The organism is Streptomyces sp. L2 (assembly GCF_004124325.1).
Lineage (GTDB): Bacteria > Actinomycetota > Actinomycetes > Streptomycetales > Streptomycetaceae > Streptomyces.
This window is the reverse complement of the sequence record NZ_QBDT01000001.1, coordinates 3,178,108-3,200,490: the sequence shown is the minus strand read 5'-3', so window position 1 is coordinate 3,200,490 and position 22,383 is coordinate 3,178,108. Positions and strand designations below refer to the sequence as shown.

Genomic DNA, 22,383 nt, shown 5'->3' with positions numbered 1-22,383 from the left:
AGACGCGCGCCTCAGCCCTTCTTCGCCTTGGCCTCGGCCGCGATCAGCAGGTCCAGCAGGTCGAAGGCGTCGGACACCGCGCCGATCAGCTTCGCCTCCGCCGACCACTCGTCCTCCAGCTGCTCCGTCAGCTTGGAGAGGGTGGTCATGCCCTTCTCGATCTCACTCTTCGCACCCAGCAACGAACCCAGCGCCCCGAGCGCCCCCAAGTCGTGCTGCTGCGCGGTGAACTCCGCCAGCGGCTTCGCCGTGTGGTCCCGGCCCACCGACCGCAGACCGGACGCCGCCTTGTTCATCGACGACGCCTGCTTCTTCAGGTCCGACACCCGAACCATCCCCCGAACTCGACCCTGTGCACATGCCAACCTGCTCGACAGTAGGGAGATCGGGTATGCGGAAAGTATGAATAAAGTCAACGGGAGGCAAAGCTAGGCACTTTATGTGCGCGTTGAGTCCGGAGCCTTTCTGTCCGGGTCCTGGGACGGCACCGGGCGGGGGTTTCGGTAGCCGCTGACCGTGCCCGAGATGATCGCCACCAGGGCGATGGCCGTGCCCACGGCCGCCGTTGAGGCCCATGCGGTGGCCCAGGGGGAGTGGGCGAGGTAGGGGCGGTGCGCGGACAGGTAGCCGGCCTGGAGGAGGGGGGCCCCGCCGACGGCGCCGAGGAGGCTGCCCGCCAGGGTGAAGACCACGTACCCGTTCCTGGCGCGCAGCCACTGCATGACCAGGACCAGCGCCGCCATCGACACGACGATGGCCGGGCCGGCGCCCAGGCGGTCGTCGTAGCGCATCAGCTTGGAGCCGGTCCATGAACTGAACGCGATGCCCGCCAGCGCGAAGGCGAGGACGGCGCCGCCCCGCCAGGCCGCGCCGAACGGGGTTCGCGCGGGCCAGGACTCGAGTGGTTCGGGCGGTGTCGGTGTCGGTGTCGGTGTCGCGGTCACAGGGCCCCCCGGTTCTGATGTGGCCGGTTCGGTGCGGCCCCATCAGGAACTTACGTACTGCCGCGAGCGCCGGGAAGGGGCGGCGGGTGGTTTGGGGCGCGGATGGGGCGCGATGTGCCGGTGCTCGGGCCGGTCGACGCCGCGTGGCATCGGACGGAGCGGTACCCCGGCGGCGGTGAGCCTCCGGCCGGCCGGCTCCTCACGGGCGATGGTGCCGGGAAAAGATCACGACATGAGCGCCCCCGTCCTTCGTGAGCGAATTGTGCAGAGCGCGTGGTCGGGTGGTGACGTGTGGGGTGGCGAGTGCCGCGGGTCCGGCGGAGGTTCGCTGGTGCACAGGAGGCCGGGTGCGTGTGGCCCCGGGGGTAACTGGAGCCCCCTCGCGGTCCGTTGCAGGGGGTAACGCGGCTACCGCCCGGGGTGGGTGCACGGGCGCGCCTTGAGGGGCTTATGTACGGCTGATACGGTGCGATCGCTTGACACTCACCGCTGCGCTGGGTAATTCGCCCGGCCCTCGCGACGCCGGTGGTGATGTGTCCGGCGACGCACGGAATGTGACAGGCGAGACCTTCTTGGGTGTACGGGGAGCGGTTGCGTGAAGATCCAAGAGCGTACGGGGGCGGGCGCCGGTCGTTCCGCCGCTCCGGCTCAGCCACCGGTCGGTGACCGGCTTCCCACGCCGCCGCGTGAGCGCAAGCCCGCCCTCGCCGCGCTCGCCGTGCTGCTGATCCTGCTCGGCGCGCTCGGTGCCACGACCCTCGTGCTGCGCGCCGGCGACCGGATCGAGGTCATCAAGGTGACCCAGGACATCGAGCCGGGCGAGTCCGTCAACAAGGACAACATCACCTCCGTCATGGTCGCCGCCGACAACGGCGTCAACTACGTCAAGTGGGATCAGCGGTCGCAACTGATGAAGCTCAAGGCGCGCACGGCCATCTACAAGGGCACGGTCGTCGTGGGCCAGATGTTCGCCGAGGGCTCCACCCTCCCGGCCGGCAAGGCCGTCGTGGGCGTCGCCCTCAAGGAGGGCCAGTACCCCGCAGACATCAAGAACGGTGACACCGTCGCCGTCTACAACGTCGACACGAGCGGCAAGGGCACCGGCTCCGGTGCGGCATCCTCCGCCGGCGGCCTCATCGTCGACAACGCCAAGGTCCAGAAGCGGGCCGACGACAGCAACGCCACCATCAGCACCGGCAACCTGTCGCTGACGCTCCTCGTCGACCAGACCGACGCCGCCGCCGTCGCGCGGGCCGCGTCCGCCGGCACGGTCGCCGTCGTGCACGTTTCCGACAGCGGCAACTAGAAGGCGGCACCCACCCCATGGCGCTCATCGCTCTCGCCGCCGACAAGGGCTCCCCCGGCGTCACCACGGCGGCCGTCGCCCTCGCCGCGGTCTGGCCGCGCCGCGTGCTGCTCGCCGAGACCGACCCGGCGGGCGGTGACCTCGTCTACCGCAGCGCCGCCGCCCACGGCGGGCCGCTCAACCCCAACACCGGCATGCTGTCCATAGCCGCCACCGCGCGGCGTGGCCTCGTGCCCGACCAGCTCTGGGACCACGTGCAGCCGTTGAGCGGCGGCCTCGATGTACTCGTCGGCCTCGGCATCGCCGAGCAGGCCACCGGGCTCGCCGGACTGTGGCCGACCCTGGGGCGCGCCTTCGCCTCCCTCGCCGACTCGCCCGACGCCCCCGCCGACGTCATCGCCGACTGCGGACGCGTCAGCGGCGACACTCCGGCCCTGGAACTGTTCCCGCACGCCGCGCTCGTCCTGCTCGTCTCGCGCACCGAACCCGAGGCGCTGGCCCGCGTCCGGGACCGGGCCGCCGCCCTGTCCAGCAAGCTGCACGGCGGCCCGCGCGGCGCCGCCGCCCTCGCCACCCCGCTCATCGGGGTCCTGCTGATCACCGACCCGGGCAGCTCGGCCAAACTGGTCAACCAGGTCAACGACATGCTGGTGCACGCCCAGACCGGCGCCCGCGTCCTCGGCACCCTCGCCGACGACCCCGCCGGCGCCGACCAGCTGGCCGGCCGCAGGCGGGGACGGCTCGACAAGTCCCTGCTGGTCCGCTCCGCCCGCAAGGTGACCGCGGATCTGTACCAGCAGTACGGCGCCGCCTGGACCGTACCGGCGCAGCAGCCGCACCACCAGGCCCAGTCACCGTCCCAGCCGCATCCCCAGCAAGGCGCGCAGACGGGGCAGGGCACGCAGACCGGGCAGGGCGCCCATACCGGGCAGCCGCAGCAAGGGCAGTACGCCCAGCAGCCGCAGCAACCCCAGCAGTCGTACCAACCCGAGCCCCAGCAGCCGCAGCAGTCGTACGAGTCCCAGCCGCCGCAGCAGCCGTATCCCACCCCCCAGCACCCCCAGCCCGGCCCCGGCGGGCAAGGCCACCTCGGAGCCGGCCGATGACCGCTGTCGACCACCAGTTGGTCAAGCGGTTCCGGCAGGACGCCGGTGACCGGATCGCCGAGCAGCGCCGCCAGGACCAGGTCGCCGGTGTCGCCCCGATGTCCACGGAGGACGAGCGGCAGTACGCGCGTGCGGTCATCGCGCAGATCCTGGAGGAGTACGCCCGCGCGGAGATCAGCGCCGGCCGCACGCCCCCGGACGCCGAGACCGAGGAGCAGTACGCCGCCGCCGTGCACGCCGCGCTGTTCGGCGTGGGCCGGCTGCAGCCGCTGCTGGACGACCCCGAGGTCGAGAACATCGACATCAACGGCTGCGACCAGGTCTTCATCGGCTACTCGGACGGACGGGAGGTGACGGGCGAGCCCGTCGCCGAGACCGACGAGGAGCTGATCGAGCTGATCCAGGTGCTCGGCGCCTACTCCGGCCTGTCCTCCCGGCCCTTCGACTCCGCCAACCCGCAGCTGGACCTGCGGCTGCCTGACGGCTCCCGTCTCTCCGCCGTCATGGACGTCGCCCGGCGCCCCGCGCTGTCGATCCGCCGGGCCCGCCTGGGCAAGGTGTTCATATCCGACCTGGTCGGCAACGGCACGCTGACGCCCGAGGTCGCCCACTTCATGGCCTGCGCCGTCCGCGCCCGGAAGAACATCATGATCGCGGGCGCGACGAACGCGGGGAAGACCACCCTGCTGCGCGCCCTCGCCAACGAGATCCCCCCGCACGAGCGTCTGATCACCGTCGAACGCGCCCTGGAGCTCGGCCTCGACACCTTCACCGACCTGCACCCGAACGTCGTCGCTTTCGAGGAGCGGCTGCCCAACTCCGAGGGGCAGGGCGCCATCGCCATGGCGGAACTCGTCCGCCGGTCGCTGCGCATGAACCCATCCCGGGTCATCGTCGGCGAGGTCCTCGGCGACGAGATCGTCACCATGCTGAACGCGATGTCGCAGGGCAACGACGGCTCGCTGTCCACGATCCACGCCAACAGCTCCCACGAGGTGTTCAACCGCATCTCCACCTACGCGCTCCAGGCGTCCGAACGGCTGCCCATCGAGGCCAGCCAGATGCTGATCGCGGGCGCGGTGAACTTCGTCGTCTTCATCCAGCGGCGCAACGACTACCAGACCGGCGGCCGGCTCCAGCGCATGGTCACCTCCGTCCGCGAGGTCAACGGCGTCGACGGCCGGGTGCTCTCCAGCGAGGTCTTCGCCGAGGCGTCCGACGGACGGGTCGTACCGCACGCGCCCATCGCCTGCCTGGAGGACCTGATGGCCCACGGCTACCGGCCGCACGGAAACTGGGGGTGACCATGAACCTCGGAACGAACCTCGCAGCGGACCTCGGAACGAACCCCGGTGCACTCGGCGGGCTGTTCTCCACCACCGTCCTGTACGCCCTCGGCAGCGGCGTCGTCGCCGGCGGCGGACTCGCGCTGCTGATCGTCGCGATCCGCGGCCTGCCCGCCAAGCCCGCGCACGAGAAGCAGAAGGCCAACGAACGGGCCGCCGAACTCCTCCGGTTCGCCGGGCAGCGCGGCTCGATCGCCGCGATCGTCGGCCTCGCCGTCCTGCTGGTGACCCGCTGGGCGGTGGCCGGCATCGCCGCCGGCATCCTCGTCTTCTTCTGGGACCGCCTCTTCGGCGGCGCCGCGGAGGAACGCGCCGCCATGCGCCGCGTGGAGGCCCTCGCGTCCTGGACCGAGTCGCTGCGCGACACCATCGCCGGCGCGGTCGGCCTGGAACAGGCCATCCCCGCGTCCGCGCGCGCCGCCGCCCCCGTGCTGCGGCCCCACCTGGACGCGCTCGTCGACCGGCTGCGCTCCCGGACGCCCCTCCCGGACGCCCTCCAGGTCCTCGCCGACGAGATCGACGACGCCTCCGCCGACATCATCGTCGCCGCCCTCATCCTCAACGCCCGGCTGCGCGGCCCCGGTCTGCGGCAGGTGCTCGGCGCGCTCGCCAAGTCGGCTCGCGAGGAGGTCGACATGCGGCAGCGCGTGATGGCCCAGCGTGCCTCCACCCGCCGCTCCGTGCAGATCGTCGTCGCCGTGTCCGTCGCGTTCGTCCTCGGACTCGCCGTGTTCAACCGCCAGTTCGTCGCCCCGTACGGCACCGCCGTCGGCCAGCTCGTCCTGCTCCTCGTCTGCGCCCTGTTCGGACTGGGCTTCTGGTGGCTGCGCAAGCTGTCCACCATCGAGACACCCGAACGCTTCCTCGTCCACGACGAGTCGGCCGTGCGGTTCGTCCGGCCCCGCACACCCGCCCAGCAGGAGGAGGGGGTACGGCGATGAGTCTCACCATGCCCATCGTGGTCGGGGTCGTCTTCGGCCTGGGGGTGTACGCCCTCGTCCGCGCCCTGACCCCGAGCAAGCGCAGCGCGGTCGCCCAGGTCGCCCGGATCGACGCGATGCGGGCGCGCGGAGCGGCGTACGAGTCCTCCCGCCAGACCCGCGACACCGGCCGCCTCGGCTCAGTGCGCGCCCGGGTCGGCGCCCGGGTCTCGGAGTTCTACCTCCAGCAGGGCTGGGAGCAGCGCTCGCTGCGCGCCGACCTCGCCGTGCTGGACCGGGGCTGGGAGAACTTCCTCGCCACCAAGGTGTTGCTGGGCGTGGCCGGGCTGTTCTTCGGGCCGCTGCTGTTCGCGGTGGTGTGGACGCTGGGCTTCGGCTCCGGCCCGGTCATCCCGGTGTGGCTCGCCCTGATCTGCGCGGCACTGTTCTTCTTCCTGCCCGACCTGGAGGTACGGCGGGACGCGGCGGACAAGCGGCGGGACCTGCGCCGGGTCATCGGGGCGTACCTGGACCTGGTGTCGATGAGCCTGGCCGGCGGCCGGGGTCTGCCCGAGGCGCTGATGGCGGCGGCCGAGGTCTCCGACGGCTGGGCCACCCAGCGCATCCGCAACGCGCTCGCCGACGCCCGGATCACCGGCCACAGCCAGTGGCAGGCGCTCGGCGCGCTCGGTGAGGAGCTGGGCGTGGAGGAACTCAAGGACCTGTCCGCCTCGTTGGCGCTCGTCGCCGACGACGGGGCCAAGGTCCGCGAGTCCCTCGCCTCCCGCGCCGAGACGATGCGCCACCGCGAACTCTCCGAGATCGAGGGCAGCGCGGGCGAGAAGTCCCAGTCGATGCTGGTCGCCCAGCTGCTGCTGTGCGCCGGCTTCCTGGTGTTCCTGATCTTCCCGGCGGCGATGCGGGTGTTCCAGGTGTGAGCTGCTTCGAGAACCTTCGCCCATCGCATCCGCGTCTTCAGCACCACCGACTGTTTCGCCAGACCGACCGAAGAGGACTAAGGGGACTGCCCATCATGAACGGACGGATGAACGGAAGGCCGACCGGAACGCCGACCGGACGGAGCCTCGTCACCGGGATCCCGGCGGTGGACTTCCTGGTCACCTTCCTGCGCGCCCGCGTCGACCGCGCCCGCTCCGGCGAACTCGACCGGGGCGCCTCGGCGGTGGAGTGGGTCATCATCTCCGCGGTCGTGGTGGCGATCGTGGGAGTGGTGGCGGCGATCATCACCAAGGCGCTGAAGGGCGGCGCCGACCACGTCGGCAACTGCATCCAGGGTGCCCAGGCGGACAAGACCTGCTGAGCGGACGTACGACACGACACGACGACCGGAACGACGGGGGGAGGCCACGGACATGCGGACGCGACTGCGCCGATGGGCGCGCCACCGGACGAACGCCGCGCGCCGCCGGAGGGACTCCGCGTGCGGCCGAACGGGTGCCGGGTGCCACCGGACGGACGCGGCGTGCCGCGGGACGGACACCGTGCGCCGCCGGACGGACGCCGCGCGCGGCCGGTCCGGCGATTCCGGTATGACCTCGATCGAGTTCGTGTTCCTGACGCCTGTCCTGTTCTTCATGATCTTCGCGACGGTCCAGTTCGCCCTGTACTTCTTCGCCGACCACGTCGCCCAGGCGGCGGCCCAGGCCGGTGCCCGCAAGGCCCGCGCCGTGGCCCACGACCATCCCGGCACGTGGGCGGATGAGGCGAAGACGGTGGCCGACAGCTACATCGGCCAGCTCGGCCCGAAACTCGTCCTGTCGCCCGACGTCGAACCCCTCCAGACCGATCCGAACACGGTCGGGCTGCAGATCACGGCGCATGTGCCCACGGTGTTCCCGGGCTTGGACCTGACGGTGCACGCGCGGTCGGCGGGGCCGGTGGAGCGCTTCGTGAAGGATGATGCGCCGTGAGGCCGGCCGCCCGCGCGCGGGACGACCGTGGTCTGTCCACCGTCGAGGTGGTGATCCTCGCCCCGGTGATGATGCTGTTCATCCTGGTCCTGGTGGCCTTCGGCCAGCTCGTCGACGGCCGCGGCGCGGTCGACAGCGCCGCCCGGGACGCCGCCCGCGCGGGCTCCATCCAGAAGGACCCGGCCACGGCCATGCGGGAGGCGCGCAGGGTCGCGGCGGACGATCTGGCGAACGTCTGCTCCGGTCCGGTGTCCGTCGTCCAGACGAGCACCGGGTTCAACCCGAAGATCGACCCCTTCTTCACGGTCGAGGTCAGCTGCCAGGTCCGCGGCCTGGCCATGCTGGGCCTGGACATCCCGACGCACCTGTCGGCCAGCTTCTCCTCGTCGCTGGACCCGTACCGGAGGTCGGCATGAGAGCGGCCGTACGACCCCTGTGCCACTGGTGGGCGGCGCGCGCCCGGCGCCTGGACGACCGGGGCTCCGGCGCCGGCGCGGTCATCATCTTCGCCCTCGTCTTCCTCGCCCTCGCCGCGTTCGTCATCGACGGCGGCCTGTCCATCTCCAAGCGCGAACGCGCCGCCGACATCGCCGAACAGGCCGCCCGCTACGCCGCCCAGGACATAGACAAGGAAGCCCTCTACGACGACCAGGGCGGCCCGGCACCGATCAACTACCAGGACTGCGACGCCCGGGTGAAGGCGTTCGCCCGCGAGATGAAGCTGACGCCGGCCGACATCGCCGCGACCCACTGCGTGAACCCCGACGCCCAGCACGTCGAGGTCGAGGTCCAGCTGACCTACCAGCCCGTCTTCACCGGCCTCTTCTACGGCGGCGACGTCATCGTCCACGGCCACGCGGAGGCGAGGAACGAGGTCGGCTGACGCCGGGCGGGCCGGTCTGCGCCGCCGGGAGGCTCACTCCGGCTCAGCGGTTGACCGACTGGATCTCCTGGACGGTCATGTCCTGGGTGGTGGCGAAGGTCCCGTCGGGGAGGTCGCCTCCGCTGCCGTCGGAGCCCTTCCAGGAAATCTGCCAGGTGATCGAGGCCTTCAACCGGTACGGGGCGCCGTTCGTGGCGTGGAGGTAGGTGATGCCGCAGCTCGGCGTCTTGTCGGCGTCCCCCTTCTCGTACGGCGTGCCGATCGAACCGTCGTCGTTGATGGTGCAGTCACCGGAGGCGGGGTAGGTCTCGGCGTCGGAGGTACCGGGGGCGAGGTGCAGGGCGACGGGTTTGGCGGTCGTCTCGGCCCACAGACCCGTGTCGGGAAGTTCGGCGCGGACCTTGACCGCTTGGAAGCGGCCCTTGTCCAGCCATACCCAGGTGGGCAGATTCACGGTCGACTTGGTGTCCGGCTTCACCTGGATCGCGGTGCTCGGAACCTTGATCTTGTTGTAGGCGTACTCGGCGAGGGTCTTCGGTGTCGGGGCGTCCGGGACGTCGGGGACCTTGCCGGCGTCGACCCAGAACATGAGCCGGCTGCACAGCGAGGTGTCGTCGAGGGTGCTCAGGTCCGGTGCGACTCCACGCCAGAAGTAGCCGTCCTTGCCGAGGTTGTAATTCTTGTACCCCTTCACGGTGGAAGGAGTGGTGAAGATGGTGGTCGCGTCCTTCCCGTCCTTGAAGTGGTCGGTCCAGAGCTTCGATCCGTACCATCCGTCACGCAGACCGACGTCACCGTCGCCGTCATTCTCCGCGAAGTTCTTCAACTGCGCTGGGGAGAATACGGGTTCGTACCAGCAAGGGGGCGGCTTCCAGTTCACGTCCGTGGCCGAGACGGTGCCGCGATCGCCGTTCGTGGGGCCGCTGACCTGGGTCACTTCGATGCGCGAGTGGTGGGCGGAGGCGGAGAGTTCGGTGCCCTTGGCGTTGCCGTACGTGCCCCCGTGTCCGATGGCGTCGGCTGGTACGGATGAGAGGAGTACGGCGAGGAATGACGCGGACATCATCGGTACTGACGCCAGTCGCCACCTCACTGTGAGCAATCTCCCCGCTGTGATTGAGCCGACATGGTCTGCCATACCCCATCGGCGTTTCTGGCCAGTGTGATGACGTAGTAGACGTGAGGGTTCATGCCGGCAGGATTGCCCTCTTCCTCACCTGTCTTGCGGTCTTTGGAGTACGCCTTGCTCTCGTCAGTGCAGTAGCTCAAGGTCGCGCCGTTCTTGTGGACGATGTTGACCTTGGGGTCATACACGGGCAACTTGCCGATGACCGTGAGGTTCTTGTCCGTGTACGTCTTGATCCACTGCTGGACCTGTGACAGGCCTGCCCGGGTGTTGTAAAAGGTCAGCGCCTTGCTGTTGGTCGTGTCGGCAGTGATCGCCGCGTAGCCGGCGCGGAGTTGTTCTTTTCCGTCGTTGAGCACCGCCTGCTTCACCGGATCACTGCTCGTCCAGCTCTGGAACGTCAGCTTGAAACTGTTGGGCAAGGTGACCGTCGGGCGTGTGACGTCGGACGATGCCGACGCCGAAGCGGGCGCCGTCGCGCTGGGCGAGCCCGTGGCCGCGCCCTTGGTGGCGTCAGGCTTGTCGTCGGCGCCGCTCCCGCCGCAGGCGGTGAGGAGCAGGGCCGCGGTGGTCGTCGCGGTGATGAGGGTCCAGGTGCGGGCGGCCACGGTGAGTCTCCCCCGGAGTTCGGCGTGTGTGCAGCAGGGAACGAAGTTATCAGGGGGGTGTGACAGGGGCGGGGGCGGTGATGGGGGATTGTGTGGGGATGGTGAGGGAAGCGGGGTGGCCGGTGTGAAGGCGCCGGACCGGGAGCCGGGTGCCGTACCGCGCGGAGCCACACCTCTTCGCCGTGTCAGTGGCACTGCATAGGATCTCGGTTGGGTTCCGTCCGTCCGGCCTCCGGCCGGCGGGCCCAGGCACGGCCAGCGACCACCCACGACCCAGGACACCCGCCATGGCGCGACGCAACACATCAGGCCCCACGGGCAGCAGCCCCTCGGGTCCGCGGAATCGGACACCTCAGCCGGTGCGTGTGCGACAGCGTACGGTCGGGGACTTCGTCAAGGCGTTCCTCGCGTTCGTCGCCCTGCTCGTGCTGGTCGTCGGTGTGCCCGGGGCGCTGGCCGTCGAGGTGGGCTGGCCACTGCCGCACGGGGTGCCGTCGTCGGACTGGCTGACGCAGCCGATCACCGTGCACACCTTCCTGAGCATCCTCACGGTCATCGTCTGGCTCGCCTGGGCCCAGTTCACCGCGTGCGTGCTCGTCGAGGTCAAGGCGGCGCTGTCCGGGGTCGGCGTGCCGGGCCGGGTCCCCGGTTCCGGGCCCAGCCAGCTGCTGGCCCGGCAACTGGTCGCCGCGCTGCTGCTCGTCGGCGCCACCGCGGCCAGCCTCACTCCGGGGCTGGCTCAACTGGGGCAGCACGGGCAGCTGGACGGCAACCAGCGGGGCACCGTCGCCGCGGCGCAGCAGACGCCGGGCGTCCTCGTCCAGCAGCAGGAGCAGGCGGCCAAGGCGGCCGCCGCCGTCGCCGAGCACGCGAACCAGGCCGCGGCGCACTCCGCGCACGGCACCGCGCGCCACGGGGACACGAAGTTCTACCGGATCCAGCCGCCCGAGGGCCGCCACCACGACTCCCTGTGGGAGATAGCGCAACGGCACCTCGGCGACGGCCGCCGGTACAAGGAGATCTACGAGCTGAACAAGGACCGTGTCCAGCCCGACGGTTCGCGGCTCTCCGAGGCCAGCCTCATCCGGCCCGGCTGGATCATGGAGATGCCCGGCGACGCGCACGGCGGCGAACTCGTCGAACTGCCCGACGCCCACGTCTCCCCGCACGTCCAGCAGCAGATCCAGGACTACGACAAGACCGGCGACCACGCCCAGCACTCAGGGAACGCCGAGCACTCCGGAAACGCCGGCCACGCGTCCGTGCCCGCCCAACGGCCCGCCCCCGAGGGCACCGAGCAGACCGGCGCCCAGGAGGAGGCGCACGCCACCCCCGCGAGCAGCGGCCACTCCTTCGGCCTGCCCGAAGCCCTCCTCGGCGCCCCCCTCCTCGCCGCCGGGCTCCTCGGCGCCCTCGGCCGGCGCCGCCGGCAGGCGCTGTGGCAGTCCGCGCTCGGTGCCGTCGGCGGCCGGCGCGGCATGGAGCCGCCGATGCCCGACGGCGACGCGCAGGACGCGCAGGACGCGCTGCTCGTCGGCGCCGACCCCGACGCCGTACGGCTCCTGGACCGTTCGCTGCGCGGACTCGCCGCCGCCCTCACCGCCGAGTCCCGTCCGCTGCCCGTCGTCTACGCGGCCTGGCTCAGCCACGGCGATCTGCACCTCCAGCTCGCCCAGCCGTCCGGGAAGCCGCCCGCGCCCTGGCGGCTCGGGCAGGACCAGACGTTCTGGATGCTGTCCCGCGCGGACGCCGAGCGGTACGAGGACGCCGACACCGCCGCCCCCTACCCCGGCCTCGTCAGCCTCGGCACCATGGACGACTCCCGGCTGCTGCTCAACCTGGAGGCCGTACCCGGCATCGTCTCGCTGAGCGGCCGCGAGGCCGACCGGGCCGCCGTGTTCGCCTCCGTCGCCGCCGAACTCGCCACCAACGGCTGGTCCGACCGCATGACGATCACCCTCGTCGGCTTCGGCGAGGACCTCACCGCGCTCGCCCCCAACCGGCTCCGCCACCTCGACGACATCGAGGCGCTCATCGAGACCATGCAGGCCGAGACGAGGCAGCGGCGCGGAGCGCTCGGCGCCGCCGGGCACGACTCGGTGCTCACCGGCCGCACCGGGCCCGCCCAGCACACCCGCTGGGCCCCGCACCTGGTCCTGCTCGCCGCCCAGCCGTCCGCCGAGGACGCCGTCACCCTCGCCGAACTAGCCGCCGACGCCGGCCGCCTCGGCATCGGCTACCTCGTCGGCACCGAGACCGGTGAACTGCCCGGCGCCGCCTGGGAGATGGAGGTCACCCCCGAGGGCAAGCTGCTCGCGCCGCTCCTCGGGCTGGAGCTGGAAGCCCAGTTGCTGCCGGCCGTCCAGCAGCGCGCGGTCGTCGAACTGTTCGTCGAGGCCGACCCCGAGCGCGACCCGGACGGGCCCGCCACCGCACCGCCGTTCCTCGTCGACATCAGCGAACAGGGGCGCCCCGCGGTGTACGCGCGCCTCGTCGGGCCGTACGAGATCATCGGCCTCGACACCCCCGACGGCGACCGCAGCGCCCTGCTCCACGAGGCCCTCGCGCTGCTGCTCCTGCACCGCGAGGGCGTGCACCCGCGCGTGCTGGCGTCGGCGCTGTGGCCGCGTGGGGTGACCGAGGACGTACGGGACGCCCTCCTCGAACGGCTGCGCGTCTGGCTCGGCACCGACGCCGACGGCGGCCCACGGCTCCGGGCCGACGAGACCGGCCGGCTCACGCTCGCCCGGTCCGTCGTCTCCGACCTGGACGTACTGCGCTCCCTGTACTACGAGGCCACGCAGGGCAAGGGCGTCGGCAGCCGTGCCGTACGCGGACGGCTGCTCACCGACGCGCTCGTCCTCGTCCGCGGCCCGCTGCTCGCCGACCGGCCCGCGGGGCGCTACGGCTGGCTCACCCACGAGATCATCGACGCCCAGCTCCCGCTGCTCGTCGCGGACACCGGGCTCGCCCTGTCCGCGTTCCACCTGGAGAAGGACCGCGCGGAGAAGGCGATCGAGGCGCTCGGCGCCGCCCTCAAGACCGCCCCGGCGGACGAGCGGCTGTGGAACGAACTGCTGCGCGCCACCCACGCCACCGGCGACCCCGACCGGCTGCGCGCCCGCGCCGCCGAGCTGGTCGACCGCAGCGGGGCCCGCGGTCTGCCGCCGCGCACCGAGGCCCTGCTGGACGAGCTGCTCCCCACCTGGCGCGACCGCGCCGCCACGGCGGGATGAACGGCCTCGCGCTGGTCCTCGCCGCCGCGCTGTGGGGCGCGGCGGCGGGCACGCTGCTCCCGCGCGCGGCCTACCGTTTCGCCGTCCCGGAGGGCGAACCGTGGCGCGACCACTGCCCCGAGGAACACCGCCTGCGCGGCTGGCTGGGCCGGACAGCCTGCCCGGCCTGCGCCGCCGCCCGGCCGTCCACCGCCGGCCCCACGCCCGCTCCGGATCCCGGCCGCGCGGTTGCCTTCGGCGTCGACCCCGCGCCGGACTCCGACCCCGCGCCGGACTCCGACCCCGCGCCGGACTCCGACCCCGCGCCGGACTCCGACCCCGCGCCGGGCCCTGCGCCCGCTCCGGCCTCCGCACCCGCGCCTGCTCCGGACTCCGCGCCCGCGCCCGCTCCGGACTCCGGTCCCGTGGTCGTCTCCGACGCCCGTCCCTGGGCCCCCTCCTCCGCCCTTCTCGCCGTCGCCTCCGCCCTCGTGTGTGCCGCTCTCGCCGCCGCCACCGGGGCGCGGCCCGAGGTCGGGGTCTGGCTGCTGCTCGCGCCCGTCGGCGTGCTGCTGGCGGTCGTGGACTTCCGGGTGCGGCGGCTTCCGGACCCGTTGACGCTGCCGTTCGCGGCGGCCGCGCTCGGGCTGCTCGGGGTGGCCGCGCTGCTGCCCGGGCACGCCGGGCACTGGCCCACCGCGCTCTACGGCGCCCTCGCCCTCGGCGCCGGCTACTTCGTGCTGTGGCTGGTCAACCCGGCCGGCATGGGCTTCGGCGACGTCAAACTGGCGCTCGGGGCAGGCGCCGTACTCGGCTGGTACGGCTGGCCGGCCGTGCTGTTCGGCACGTTCGCCGGGTTCCTGTTCGGCGCGCTCTACGGCGGTGCGCTCGTCGTCGTCCGGCGGGCGGGCCGCAAGACGGCGATCCCGTTCGGGCCGTTCCTCATCGCCGGTGCCTGCGCGGGGCTGCTGGCCGGTGCCGTTGCCGGTGCGGCCTGAGGCCGTACGCCGGGGCGGCCTGAGGCCGTAGGCCCGGTGCGGCCTGAGGTCGGGCGGCGACAGGGGCTGACGTAGGCTGGTCCGGTCTGTCCACAACCCTTGACGAAAGGGACGCCCGGTGTCCGAGAAGGCCGACCTCGCTTCTGTTGATGTCACAGCCGTCCTCGACCGTGCCGCCGCAGGTGGGCGGATCACCCCCGAGGAGGCGCTCGTCCTTTACCGGGACGCCCCGCTGCACGCCCTGGGCGCCGCCGCCGACGCCGTACGCCGCCGCAAGTACGCCGGTATCGAGCACATCGCGACGTACATCATCGAGCGGAACATCAACTACACGAACGTGTGCGTCACGGCGTGCAAGTTCTGCGCCTTCTACGCGGCCCCCAAGGACAAGGACAAGGGCTGGACCCGCGACCTGGACGACATCCTGCGCCGCTGCGCGGAGACCGTCGAACTGGGCGGCACCCAGATCATGTTCCAGGGCGGCCACCACCCGGACTACGGCGTGGAGTACTACGAGAAGCACTTCGCCGCCATCAAGAAGGAGTTCCCGAAGCTCGTCATCCACAGCCTGGGGGCGAGCGAGGTCGAGCACATGGCCCGGATCTCCGGGGTGTCGGTCGAGGAGGCCATCACCCGCATCCACGCGGCCGGCCTCGACTCCTTCGCGGGCGCCGGCGCGGAGCTCCTGCCGGAGCGGCCGCGCAAGGCCATCGCCCCGCTGAAGGAGAGCGGCGAGCGCTGGCTGGAGATCATGGAGACCGCGCACCGGCTGGGCGTGGAGTCCACGTCCACCATGCTGATGGGCACGGGCGAGACCAATGCCGAGCGCATCGAGCACCTGCGGATGATCCGGGACGTGCAGGACCGCACGGGCGGCTTCCGCGCGTTCATCCCGTACACCTACCAGCCCGAGAACAACCACCTGAAGGGCCGCACCCAGGCCACGCTCTTCGAGTACCTGCGGATGATCGCCATCGCCCGGCTGTTCATGGACAACATCCAGCACATCCAGGGCTCCTGGCTCACCACCGGCAAGGAGGTCGGCCAGCTGTCGCTGCACTACGGCGCGGACGACCTCGGCTCGATCATGCTGGAGGAGAACGTCGTCTCCTCGGCCGGCGCCAAGCACCGCTCCAACCGCATGGAGATCATCGACCTCATCCGCAAGGCGGGCCGGGTGCCGGCGCAGCGGGCGACGACGTACGAGCACCTCGTCGTCCACGACGACCCGGCGAACGACCCCGTCGACGACCGCGTCGTCTCCCACATCTCCTCCACGGCGATCGAGGGCGGCACCGCGCACCCCGAACTGAAGCTGCTGGCGTCCAACTGAGCCTCCCGGTGACCGTACGACCGAGCGAGCGACCGAGCATCGAACCGAGCGAGCGACCGAGCCTGCCGTGCTGACCCTTCATCTCGCCGAGCGGTCCCCCGAGGCGGCCGTCCTGGTCGACGGGGCGTCCGTCGCCGCCGTCGGCCCGTACGAGGAACTCGCCGCCGCCGCACCCGGGGCGAGGGTGCGGCGCTGGCCCGGCATCCTCACCCCGGGCCTGCTGAACCCGTACGGTCCGGAGCTGCTGGAAGCCACCTACCACCCGGACCCGCGCGAGGCCGACACCCTCGGCACCGAGCCCATCGGCGGGGCACGCGCGGCGGAGATCTTCCGCGGTGATCCCGCACGCCTCGGCGCGAGCGCGCGGCGCGGGGTGCAGCGGATGCTGGCACACGGCACGGTGGCGGTGGCCGGGGAACTGCGGTCGCGGGCCGCCGCCGACGCGGTGCGCCGGGCCGGACTCGCGGTGGGACAGCGGCCCGACCGGCTCCCTGGACCGGCCGCGCTGTCCCCGTCCCCGCTGATCCTGCTGCCGCGGCTCACGGCCGGCGGACCCGCCCGGTTCGCCGTGTTCGACGTCGCCGACCGCGCCGAACTGGTCCGCCGCTCCGCCGCCACCTGCGTGGCCACCGTGCTGGGCGGCCGCCTGGTGTACCGGGCGCGCTGACCGCGGGGCATCTGTCGCGCGAGACCGGACCGCGCGAGACCGGACCGGGCGACACCGGACCGCGAGGCGCCGGACCGCGAGACACCCGTCCGCGCCGCTCACGGGACGCCGCGGCCGGCGGCGGACGGGCGGCTGCAACAATGGCCCGGTGACCCGCGCTTCCCTGAACAAGCAGCCGCACGAAGTCGCCTCGATGTTCGACGACGTGGCGGAACGGTACGACCTGACGAACGACGTGCTGTCACTCGGCCAGGACCGGCGCTGGCGCAAGGAGGTCGCGCGCGCGGTCGACGCCCGCCCCGCGCAGAAGATCCTCGACCTCGCAGCCGGTACGGCCACCTCCTCGCTGCCCTTCACGCGCGCGGGCGCGTACGTCGTCCCCTGCGACTTCTCCCTCGGCATGCTCCAGGTGGGGAAGAAGAAGCACACCTGGCTGCCGTTCACCGCCGGCGACGCGACGAAGCTGCCGTTCAAGGACGACACCTTCGACGCGGTGACGATCTCCTTCGGGCTGCGCAACGTCCAGGACACGGACGCGGCGCTGCGCGAGATGCTCCGGGTGACCCGGCCCGGCGGCCGCGTGGTCATCTGCGAGTTCTCGCACCCGACCTGGGCACCCTTCCGGACCGTCTACACCGAGTACCTGATGCGGGCGCTGCCGCCGGTCGCGCGCGCGGTGTCCTCCAGCCCGGACGCATACGTCTACCTCGCCGAGTCCATCCGCGCCTGGCCCGACCAGCCGGCCCTCGCCGAACGGCTGCGCAAGGCGGGCTGGTCGAAGGTGGCGTGGCGGAACCTGACGGGCGGCGTGGTGGCCCTGCACCGGGGCTTCAAGGCGAGCTGAGCCCGACGGCGGCGTACGGGTCGCCCGGCTCGTCCAGTTCGCGTTGCAGGCCGCCCCGGGGCGGTCCCGGAATGCGTGGCTCGCGCACGCCTCCGCCGCCCTCTCCCGGGCCGAAGTCGAACCACACGTACACCATGGCGTCCGGCGGCACCTCGGCGCCGGGCTGCGGGTACTGGCGTACGACGTACTCGACGACCGTGCGGTGGAAGTCGGGCCGGTCCGGCGCGTTCAGGAACAGGCCCCGAGCCCGGGCCGTCTCGCGCGCGTCCACGGCCATCAGACCGACCAGCCGTGGAACGCGTACTTCGGGTGTATTGGGTGTTATGCGCACAGATGTCACCCCCAGCGGTACTGGCAGGGTAACTCCGGCACGGGCCGCCCGGAAGGCGCTGGTGTCTTTCTGTGACAGTCGGCTACTTTGGGTTACTCGGTGGGTTGCTCGGTGGTGTCGAGCGCGGGCTCGGGGCGTCGAACGCGAGCCGGAAGCAGAGCGCCGGTTCGTTCAGTGCCGGGTGCGTGAAGGTCTCCGCCGGCGTCATGCCGAGCCGCCGGGTCACTGAGATCGACCGCTCGTTGCCGGGCCGTACCATCGCCACCACTCCCGGCACCCCGGCCGCCCGGACGCGGTCCAGCGTCTCGCGCGCGGCCGCGGTGGCGTGCCCCCGGCCCCAGTGCGCCCGGCCGAGCCGCCAGCCGATCTCTATCTCGCCGACCGGCCCCCAGTCCGGCTGCCAGGGCTGGGCGCCCGTGAAACCGATGACCTCCCCGTCGTCGCCCAGCAGGGTCCACAGGCAGAAGCCGTACTCCGCGTCGTGCCGCCGCTGGCGCGCGGTCAGCTCCTCGTACACGGACAACTCCGCGGGCCGGCCGCCGTAGAACTCCATGACCTCCGGGTCGTCGAAGACGCGGTGCCAGGCGAACGCGTCCTCGTGGGTGGGCACGCGCAGCCGTACTGCGGGGAGAGCTTCGTTCACGGGGCAGCCCTTCAGCCGGTGATCGGTTCCGCTGAATAGACTGCCCATGTCCAGTGCCGGCCGGCACGCAGATTCCGAACTTGGGGAGATCCCGCCGTGACCGTCGAGACCGAGCCCCACTCCGAGCCGTACTCCGAGCCCTCCTCCGGGCCCTCGTCCAAGCCGTCCTCCGGGCCCTCGCCCGAGAGCACCGCCGACGTGATCGTCGTGGGCGCCGGCCCGGCCGGGTCCACTACCGCCTACCACCTCGCCCGCGCCGGACTCGACGTACTCCTGCTGGAGAAGACCGAGTTCCCCCGCGAGAAGGTCTGCGGCGACGGCCTCACCCCGCGCGCGGTCAAGCAGCTCGTCGCCATGGGCATCGACATCTCCGAGGAAGCCGGCTGGCTGCGCAACAAGGGCCTGAGGATCATCGGCGGCGGCACCCGCCTCCAGCTGGACTGGCCGGATCTCGCCACCTATCCGAACTACGGCCTCGTCCGCAAGCGCGACGACTTCGACGAGCAGCTCGCCCGCAACGCCCAGAAGGCCGGCGCCCGCCTCTACGAGCGCTGCAACGTCTCCGGCCCGGTCGTCGACGACCGCACCGGCCGCATCACCGGCGTGACGGCCAAGCTGGGCGAGGAGAAGCGCGAGGTCACCTTCCACGCGCCGCTGGTGGTCGCCGCCGACGGCAACTCCACCCGGCTCTCCCTCGCGATGGGCCTGCACCGCCGCGAGGACCGCCCGATGGGCGTCGCCGTGCGCACCTACTTCACCTCGCCCCGCCACGACGACGACTATCTGGAGTCCTGGCTGGAGCTGTGGGACCGGCGCGGACCCCAGGACCGCCTGCTGCCCGGCTACGGCTGGATCTTCGGCATGGGCGACGGCACCTCCAACGTCGGTCTCGGCGTCCTCAACACCTCCGCCTCCTTCAAGGACCTCGACTGGCGCGAGATCCTCAAGGCCTGGTGCGCCTCCATGCCGGAGGACTGGGGCTACACCCCCGAGAACATGACCGGCCCGATCCGCGGCGCCGCCCTGCCCATGGCGTTCAACCGGCAGCCGCACTACACGCGCGGGCTGCTGCTCGTCGGCGACGCCGGCGGCCTGGTGAACCCCTTCAACGGCGAGGGCATCGCCTACGCCATGGAGTCCGGCCAGCTCGCCGCCGAGGTCATCGTCCAGGCCCTCGGGCGCGCCACCCCGGCCCAGCGTGAACTCGCCCTGCAGCGCTACCCGCGCGTCCTGAAGGACACCTACGGCGGCTACTACACCCTCGGCCGCGCCTTCGTGAAGCTCATCGGAAACCCGAAGGTCATGCAGATCGCCGCCCAGCGGGGCCTGACCCACCCCGTGCTGATGAAGTTCACCCTCAAACTGCTGGCCAACCTCACCGACCCCACGGGCGGCGACGCGATGGACCGCGTCATCAACGGCCTGAGCAAGGTGGCCCCGAAGGCGTGATGAGCCTTCGGGGCGGGGTGGTCGGCGGGGCCTAGGGCCGGCTCAGCTCCGTCGCCTTGGCGGCCCGGCGGGCGATCACCTCGTCCCGCTGGGCCGCCATCTGCCGCAGGGCGTCCTTTTTCTCCCGCTTCGAGAGGCGGTCGAGATAGATGTGGCCGTACGTGTGGTCGGTCTCGTGGGCGAGGCAGCGCGCGAAGTAGCCCGTGCCCTCGACGGTGAGCGGCCGGCCGTCCCTGTCCTGCCCGTGGACGACGGCCCGGTCCGGCCTCGGTACGGCCATGACGACGCCCGGCACCGACAGGCAGCCCTCACCGTCGTCGATCAGCCGCCGCCCGGCCGCACCGGAGTGCTCAAGCACCGGATTGACGACGTGTCCGACATGTCGGACTCCTTCGTCATCGGGGCAGTCGTACACGAACAGCCGCAGACCGACCCCCACCTGATTCGCCGCCAGACCCGCTCCGTCCGCGGCGTACATGGTGAGGAACATGTCGTCGATGAGTGCGGCGAGGTCGGGGCCGAACTCCGTGACGTCCCGGCACGGCCGGTGCAGGACCTCCTCGCCGACCTCGGTGATACGGCGCACCGCGCCGCGTCCCGCCTCCGGGGCGTACCTGGGGTAGTGGTCGGCGGGGCTTCCCTGAACGAACACGCGTGGCATCGCGCTGCCTCCTTGCCTTCTGGACGGACCGCCCGTGCGGCGGCCCGTGCCAGAGGATGCCAGGAGACGAGCAAGGGCCGCTGCCCCCGAGCGGCTGCGGCCCTGCGTGCCCGTGTGAGAGGCGTGGAGGTGCTCAGAGCACCCGCACGGCCCCGCTCGGCGGGTCGTACGACAGCGGCTTCTCCACGACCCCGCTGGAGGGGTTCTGCGCGCCGACGAACATGCCGTCGCCCACGTACACCGCGACGTGGTACGCGCTGCCCGCGCCACCCCAGTACAGGATGTCGCCCGGCTGCAGGTTGCTCAGCGACACCTGGGTGCCGGCGGTCGACTGGTCCTGGGAGACGCGCGGCAGGCTGATGCCCACCTGCTTGAAGGCCGTCTGCACCAGGCCGGAGCAGTCGTAGGCGGACGGGCCGGTGGCGCCGGAGACGTACGCCTTGCCGATCTGCGCCTTGACGAAGGAGATGACGGCGGCGGCCGAACCGGTGGCCGTCGAGCTGCCGGTGGAGGTGCCGACGGAGGTGCCCGTGCCCGCCGAGGTGGAGAGCGTGGTCCGCTCTGTGCTGCGCGAGGCGCGCTCGGCGGCCTTCTTGCGGGCGGCCTCCTCTGCGGCCTTGCGCTTGGCCTCAGCCTTCTGCTTCGCGTCCGCGAGGTCCGCCTTGGCCTGCTTCGCGGCCTTTGCGGCGGCCGTGTCACGCTCGGCCTGCAGCGCGTAGTTCGCGGCGGCCTGCTGCGTGGCGTCCGCGGACTGGGCGACCTGAGTGGCCAGGTCGGCCGTGAGGGTGGGCAGTTCGAGGGTCTGCGTCACCGGCTCGGCGGCGTTCGCCGAGCCGGAGGCCCCGGCCACTGCCAGGGTGCTGAGGACGCCACCGGCAACTCCGGCCCGCATCGCGACTTTCGACGCGCTGCGGCGGGGTTTCCGGTGGCTGCGTATGTGAGCGGTGTGGGACATGGGAACAACCGGTACCAGGGGCTCCTTCATATCTTCAAGAAACGTGTGCTGCGCCACAGTTGCTCAATCCGGGCCCCGAATGCCCGGCGCGTCACTCTTTATTGACGCCGTAACGGACATTGCGGACGCAGGTGATCAAGCCCATGATCACGGTCTTTCATCATTACGCCCGAATTGCCCCGCACTTACCACTGGTTGGGATGGATGGCCAAGCCCGGCTCTCATCCGCCTCTCATGGATGTGGCGGAGGTCACGGAACGGTTACCGGAAGGGCGGCGTCCCGCGCGGGAGGGAGTTCGTGAACGCGTGCACGCGCCGGATGGCGTCCACTTCGGTGCCCCAAGCTCCCTCTGATGTGTGAACGGGACCCTCTACCAGCCCGCCCGGTCCAGCACCAATTTGCATGCAGGAGAACTCTCTTGATATTGAGACGACCCCTCCGGCCTGCGACGACGAGCGGAATTGTCACTTCTGGTGATCACCTGAACGCTTCGCGTATGAAGATCACCCATCATCCGACTTCATGATCCTTCGTCAGGTGGTGGAGATCACAAAGCTTGTGGAATACCCCGTGTCGCAGATCACAGAGCGGCGGGCATAAGATGCGTGGCAGTTGGGCTTGTGACCTGCTTCACATGTTCTCGATCTTCGTCCGGGACGAGCGGGGCGAGAGGGGTCGGTGGGACCGGTGAGACAGAGCGTGAGTCCGATGCAACCGCCAGCAGTCAGCGCCGACTGAGAGGAGCGAGGAGCGGTGAACGCGTATGCGCCCATCCTCGTACTGGGAGCCCTCGGGGCAGGCTTTGCGATCTTCTCCGTGGTCATGGCCACGCTGATCGGTCCGAAGCGGTACAACCGCGCCAAACTCGACGCCTACGAGTGCGGCATCGAGCCGACCCCCACGCCGGCCGGCGGCGGGCGCTTCCCCATCAAGTACTACCTGACGGCGATGCTCTTCATCGTCTTCGACATCGAGATCGTCTTCCTCTACCCCTGGGCCGTCACCTTCGACGCCCTGGGTGTTTTCGGGCTCGTGGAGATGCTGCTCTTCGTGCTCACCGTCTTCGTCGCGTACGCGTACGTATGGCGGCGCGGCGGCCTGGAATGGGACTGAGGG

The 22,383-nt window shown here is 71.4% G+C and carries 24 protein-coding genes; 16 read left to right on the top strand and 8 right to left on the bottom strand.

The features are described 5' to 3' along the window. Positions 1–11 precede the first annotated feature (11 nt). Together DBP14_RS13700 and DBP14_RS13695 are read right to left on the bottom strand one after the other, a co-directional pair. Positions 12–335: a hypothetical protein gene (locus tag DBP14_RS13700; protein WP_241740898.1), complete on the bottom strand. Its 324-nt coding sequence runs from the start codon at positions 333–335 to the stop codon at positions 12–14. A 102-nt stretch (positions 336–437) separates the two neighbouring features. Then, positions 438–944, bottom strand: a complete 507-nt coding sequence (locus DBP14_RS13695; RefSeq protein ID WP_129307502.1) for a hypothetical protein — start codon at positions 942–944, stop codon at positions 438–440. A gap of 595 nt (positions 945–1,539) precedes the next feature. On the opposite strand from DBP14_RS13695, the gene DBP14_RS13690 reads away from it, so the two are divergent. The 9 genes from DBP14_RS13690 (at position 1,540) to DBP14_RS13650 (ending at position 8,436) form a co-directional block, all read left to right on the top strand. Further along, entirely contained in the window at positions 1,540–2,250 is a 711-nt protein-coding gene (locus DBP14_RS13690; protein ID WP_129307501.1) for a hypothetical protein, read from the top strand. 17 nt (positions 2,251–2,267) lie between these two features. Then, a complete protein-coding gene (locus DBP14_RS13685; RefSeq protein ID WP_129307500.1) occupies positions 2,268–3,356 on the top strand; it encodes a hypothetical protein in 1,089 nt (362 codons plus the stop codon). Continuing rightward, positions 3,353–4,660: an ATPase, T2SS/T4P/T4SS family gene (locus DBP14_RS13680; protein ID WP_129307499.1), complete on the top strand. Its 1,308-nt coding sequence runs from the start codon at positions 3,353–3,355 to the stop codon at positions 4,658–4,660. The genes DBP14_RS13685 and DBP14_RS13680 overlap by 4 nt, the downstream gene beginning before the upstream one ends. A 2-nt stretch (positions 4,661–4,662) precedes the next feature. Then, the gene (locus DBP14_RS13675) at positions 4,663–5,643 is read left to right on the top strand and encodes a type II secretion system F family protein (RefSeq protein WP_129307498.1); all 981 of its coding nucleotides are present in this window, start codon (positions 4,663–4,665) and stop codon (positions 5,641–5,643) included. Beyond that, entirely contained in the window at positions 5,640–6,560 is a 921-nt protein-coding gene (locus DBP14_RS13670; protein ID WP_164992324.1) for a type II secretion system F family protein, read from the top strand. Before DBP14_RS13675 ends, DBP14_RS13670 begins: the two co-directional genes overlap by 4 nt. A gap of 107 nt (positions 6,561–6,667) precedes the next feature. Further along, positions 6,668–6,943, top strand: a complete 276-nt coding sequence (locus tag DBP14_RS13665) for a hypothetical protein (protein ID WP_129311836.1) — start codon at positions 6,668–6,670, stop codon at positions 6,941–6,943. Positions 6,944–7,172: 229 nt separating this feature from the next. Continuing rightward, positions 7,173–7,553, top strand: a complete 381-nt coding sequence (locus tag DBP14_RS13660; RefSeq protein WP_347239648.1) for a TadE family protein — start codon at positions 7,173–7,175, stop codon at positions 7,551–7,553. Then, positions 7,550–7,969 (top strand): TadE/TadG family type IV pilus assembly protein, encoded by a 420-nt coding sequence (locus DBP14_RS13655; RefSeq protein ID WP_129307496.1) that lies wholly within the window; start codon positions 7,550–7,552, stop codon positions 7,967–7,969. The genes DBP14_RS13660 and DBP14_RS13655 overlap by 4 nt, the downstream gene beginning before the upstream one ends. Continuing rightward, positions 7,966–8,436, top strand: a complete 471-nt coding sequence (locus DBP14_RS13650) for a pilus assembly protein TadG-related protein (RefSeq protein WP_129307495.1) — start codon at positions 7,966–7,968, stop codon at positions 8,434–8,436. The genes DBP14_RS13655 and DBP14_RS13650 overlap by 4 nt, the downstream gene beginning before the upstream one ends. Positions 8,437–8,479: 43 nt before the next feature. On the opposite strand, the gene DBP14_RS13645 is transcribed toward DBP14_RS13650, so the two are convergent. Both DBP14_RS13645 and DBP14_RS13640 read right to left on the bottom strand, forming a co-directional pair. Further along, positions 8,480–9,502, bottom strand: coding sequence for a hypothetical protein (locus DBP14_RS13645; RefSeq protein ID WP_129307494.1), 1,023 nt, complete (start codon positions 9,500–9,502; stop codon positions 8,480–8,482). A 23-nt stretch (positions 9,503–9,525) separates the two neighbouring features. After that, entirely contained in the window at positions 9,526–10,170 is a 645-nt protein-coding gene (locus tag DBP14_RS13640) for a hypothetical protein (RefSeq protein WP_129307493.1), read from the bottom strand. Positions 10,171–10,457: 287 nt separating this feature from the next. Here DBP14_RS13640 and DBP14_RS13635 point away from each other — a divergent pair, with 287 nt between their 5' ends. The 5 genes from DBP14_RS13635 to DBP14_RS13615 all read left to right on the top strand — a co-directional run bounded on the left by DBP14_RS13635 (position 10,458) and on the right by DBP14_RS13615 (position 17,227). Then, on the top strand, positions 10,458–13,406 hold the full coding sequence (locus DBP14_RS13635) for a bacterial transcriptional activator domain-containing protein (RefSeq protein WP_129307492.1): 2,949 nt from the start codon (positions 10,458–10,460) through the stop codon (positions 13,404–13,406). Further along, complete coding sequence (locus tag DBP14_RS13630) at positions 13,403–14,383, top strand: A24 family peptidase (RefSeq protein ID WP_129307491.1); 981 nt, start codon at positions 13,403–13,405, stop codon at positions 14,381–14,383. Before DBP14_RS13635 ends, DBP14_RS13630 begins: the two co-directional genes overlap by 4 nt. A 118-nt stretch (positions 14,384–14,501) precedes the next feature. Next, complete coding sequence (mqnC, locus tag DBP14_RS13625; protein ID WP_129307490.1) at positions 14,502–15,716, top strand: cyclic dehypoxanthinyl futalosine synthase; 1,215 nt, start codon at positions 14,502–14,504, stop codon at positions 15,714–15,716. Between the two features lie 67 nt (positions 15,717–15,783). After that, entirely contained in the window at positions 15,784–16,383 is a 600-nt protein-coding gene (locus DBP14_RS13620) for a hypothetical protein (RefSeq protein WP_129307489.1), read from the top strand. A 148-nt stretch (positions 16,384–16,531) separates the two neighbouring features. Next, entirely contained in the window at positions 16,532–17,227 is a 696-nt protein-coding gene (locus tag DBP14_RS13615; RefSeq protein ID WP_129307488.1) for a demethylmenaquinone methyltransferase, read from the top strand. Here the strand turns inward: DBP14_RS13615 and DBP14_RS13610 are convergent. After that, positions 17,214–17,558, bottom strand: coding sequence for a PASTA domain-containing protein (locus DBP14_RS13610; RefSeq protein ID WP_129307487.1), 345 nt, complete (start codon positions 17,556–17,558; stop codon positions 17,214–17,216). The two genes, DBP14_RS13615 and DBP14_RS13610, sit on opposite strands and share 14 nt — an antisense overlap. An 82-nt stretch (positions 17,559–17,640) precedes the next feature. Next, a complete protein-coding gene (locus DBP14_RS13605) occupies positions 17,641–18,201 on the bottom strand; it encodes a GNAT family N-acetyltransferase (RefSeq protein WP_129307486.1) in 561 nt (186 codons plus the stop codon). A 198-nt stretch (positions 18,202–18,399) separates the two neighbouring features. Between DBP14_RS13605 and DBP14_RS13600 the strand changes: the two genes are divergently transcribed. After that, positions 18,400–19,650, top strand: a complete 1,251-nt coding sequence (locus DBP14_RS13600; protein ID WP_129311835.1) for a geranylgeranyl reductase family protein — start codon at positions 18,400–18,402, stop codon at positions 19,648–19,650. Positions 19,651–19,681: 31 nt separating this feature from the next. Here DBP14_RS13600 and def read toward each other — a convergent pair whose 3' ends face one another. Both def and DBP14_RS13590 read right to left on the bottom strand, forming a co-directional pair. Next, entirely contained in the window at positions 19,682–20,311 is a 630-nt protein-coding gene (gene def, locus DBP14_RS13595) for a peptide deformylase (protein WP_129307485.1), read from the bottom strand. Positions 20,312–20,444: 133 nt separating this feature from the next. Then, positions 20,445–21,266: a C40 family peptidase gene (locus DBP14_RS13590; protein ID WP_129307484.1), complete on the bottom strand. Its 822-nt coding sequence runs from the start codon at positions 21,264–21,266 to the stop codon at positions 20,445–20,447. Between the two features lie 754 nt (positions 21,267–22,020). Between DBP14_RS13590 and DBP14_RS13585 the strand changes: the two genes are divergently transcribed. Further along, a complete protein-coding gene (locus tag DBP14_RS13585; RefSeq protein ID WP_129307483.1) occupies positions 22,021–22,380 on the top strand; it encodes an NADH-quinone oxidoreductase subunit A in 360 nt (119 codons plus the stop codon). Positions 22,381–22,383 lie beyond the last annotated feature (3 nt).

Coding starts and splice junctions, on each gene's coding strand:
- DBP14_RS13670 (WP_164992324.1), top strand. CDS start 5,640: ATGAGTCTCACCATGCCCATCGTGGTCGGGGTCGTCTTCGGCCTGGGG.
- DBP14_RS13675 (WP_129307498.1), top strand. CDS start 4,663: ATGAACCTCGGAACGAACCTCGCAGCGGACCTCGGAACGAACCCCGGT.
- DBP14_RS13630 (WP_129307491.1), top strand. CDS start 13,403: ATGAACGGCCTCGCGCTGGTCCTCGCCGCCGCGCTGTGGGGCGCGGCG.
- DBP14_RS13635 (WP_129307492.1), top strand. CDS start 10,458: ATGGCGCGACGCAACACATCAGGCCCCACGGGCAGCAGCCCCTCGGGT.
- DBP14_RS13680 (WP_129307499.1), top strand. CDS start 3,353: ATGACCGCTGTCGACCACCAGTTGGTCAAGCGGTTCCGGCAGGACGCC.
- DBP14_RS13590 (WP_129307484.1), bottom strand. CDS start 21,266: ATGTCCCACACCGCTCACATACGCAGCCACCGGAAACCCCGCCGCAGC.
- DBP14_RS13660 (WP_347239648.1), top strand. CDS start 7,173: ATGACCTCGATCGAGTTCGTGTTCCTGACGCCTGTCCTGTTCTTCATG.
- DBP14_RS13645 (WP_129307494.1), bottom strand. CDS start 9,502: ATGATGTCCGCGTCATTCCTCGCCGTACTCCTCTCATCCGTACCAGCC.
- DBP14_RS13700 (WP_241740898.1), bottom strand. CDS start 335: ATGGTTCGGGTGTCGGACCTGAAGAAGCAGGCGTCGTCGATGAACAAG.
- DBP14_RS13650 (WP_129307495.1), top strand. CDS start 7,966: ATGAGAGCGGCCGTACGACCCCTGTGCCACTGGTGGGCGGCGCGCGCC.
- DBP14_RS13665 (WP_129311836.1), top strand. CDS start 6,668: ATGAACGGAAGGCCGACCGGAACGCCGACCGGACGGAGCCTCGTCACC.
- def (WP_129307485.1), bottom strand. CDS start 20,311: ATGCCACGCGTGTTCGTTCAGGGAAGCCCCGCCGACCACTACCCCAGG.
- DBP14_RS13685 (WP_129307500.1), top strand. CDS start 2,268: ATGGCGCTCATCGCTCTCGCCGCCGACAAGGGCTCCCCCGGCGTCACC.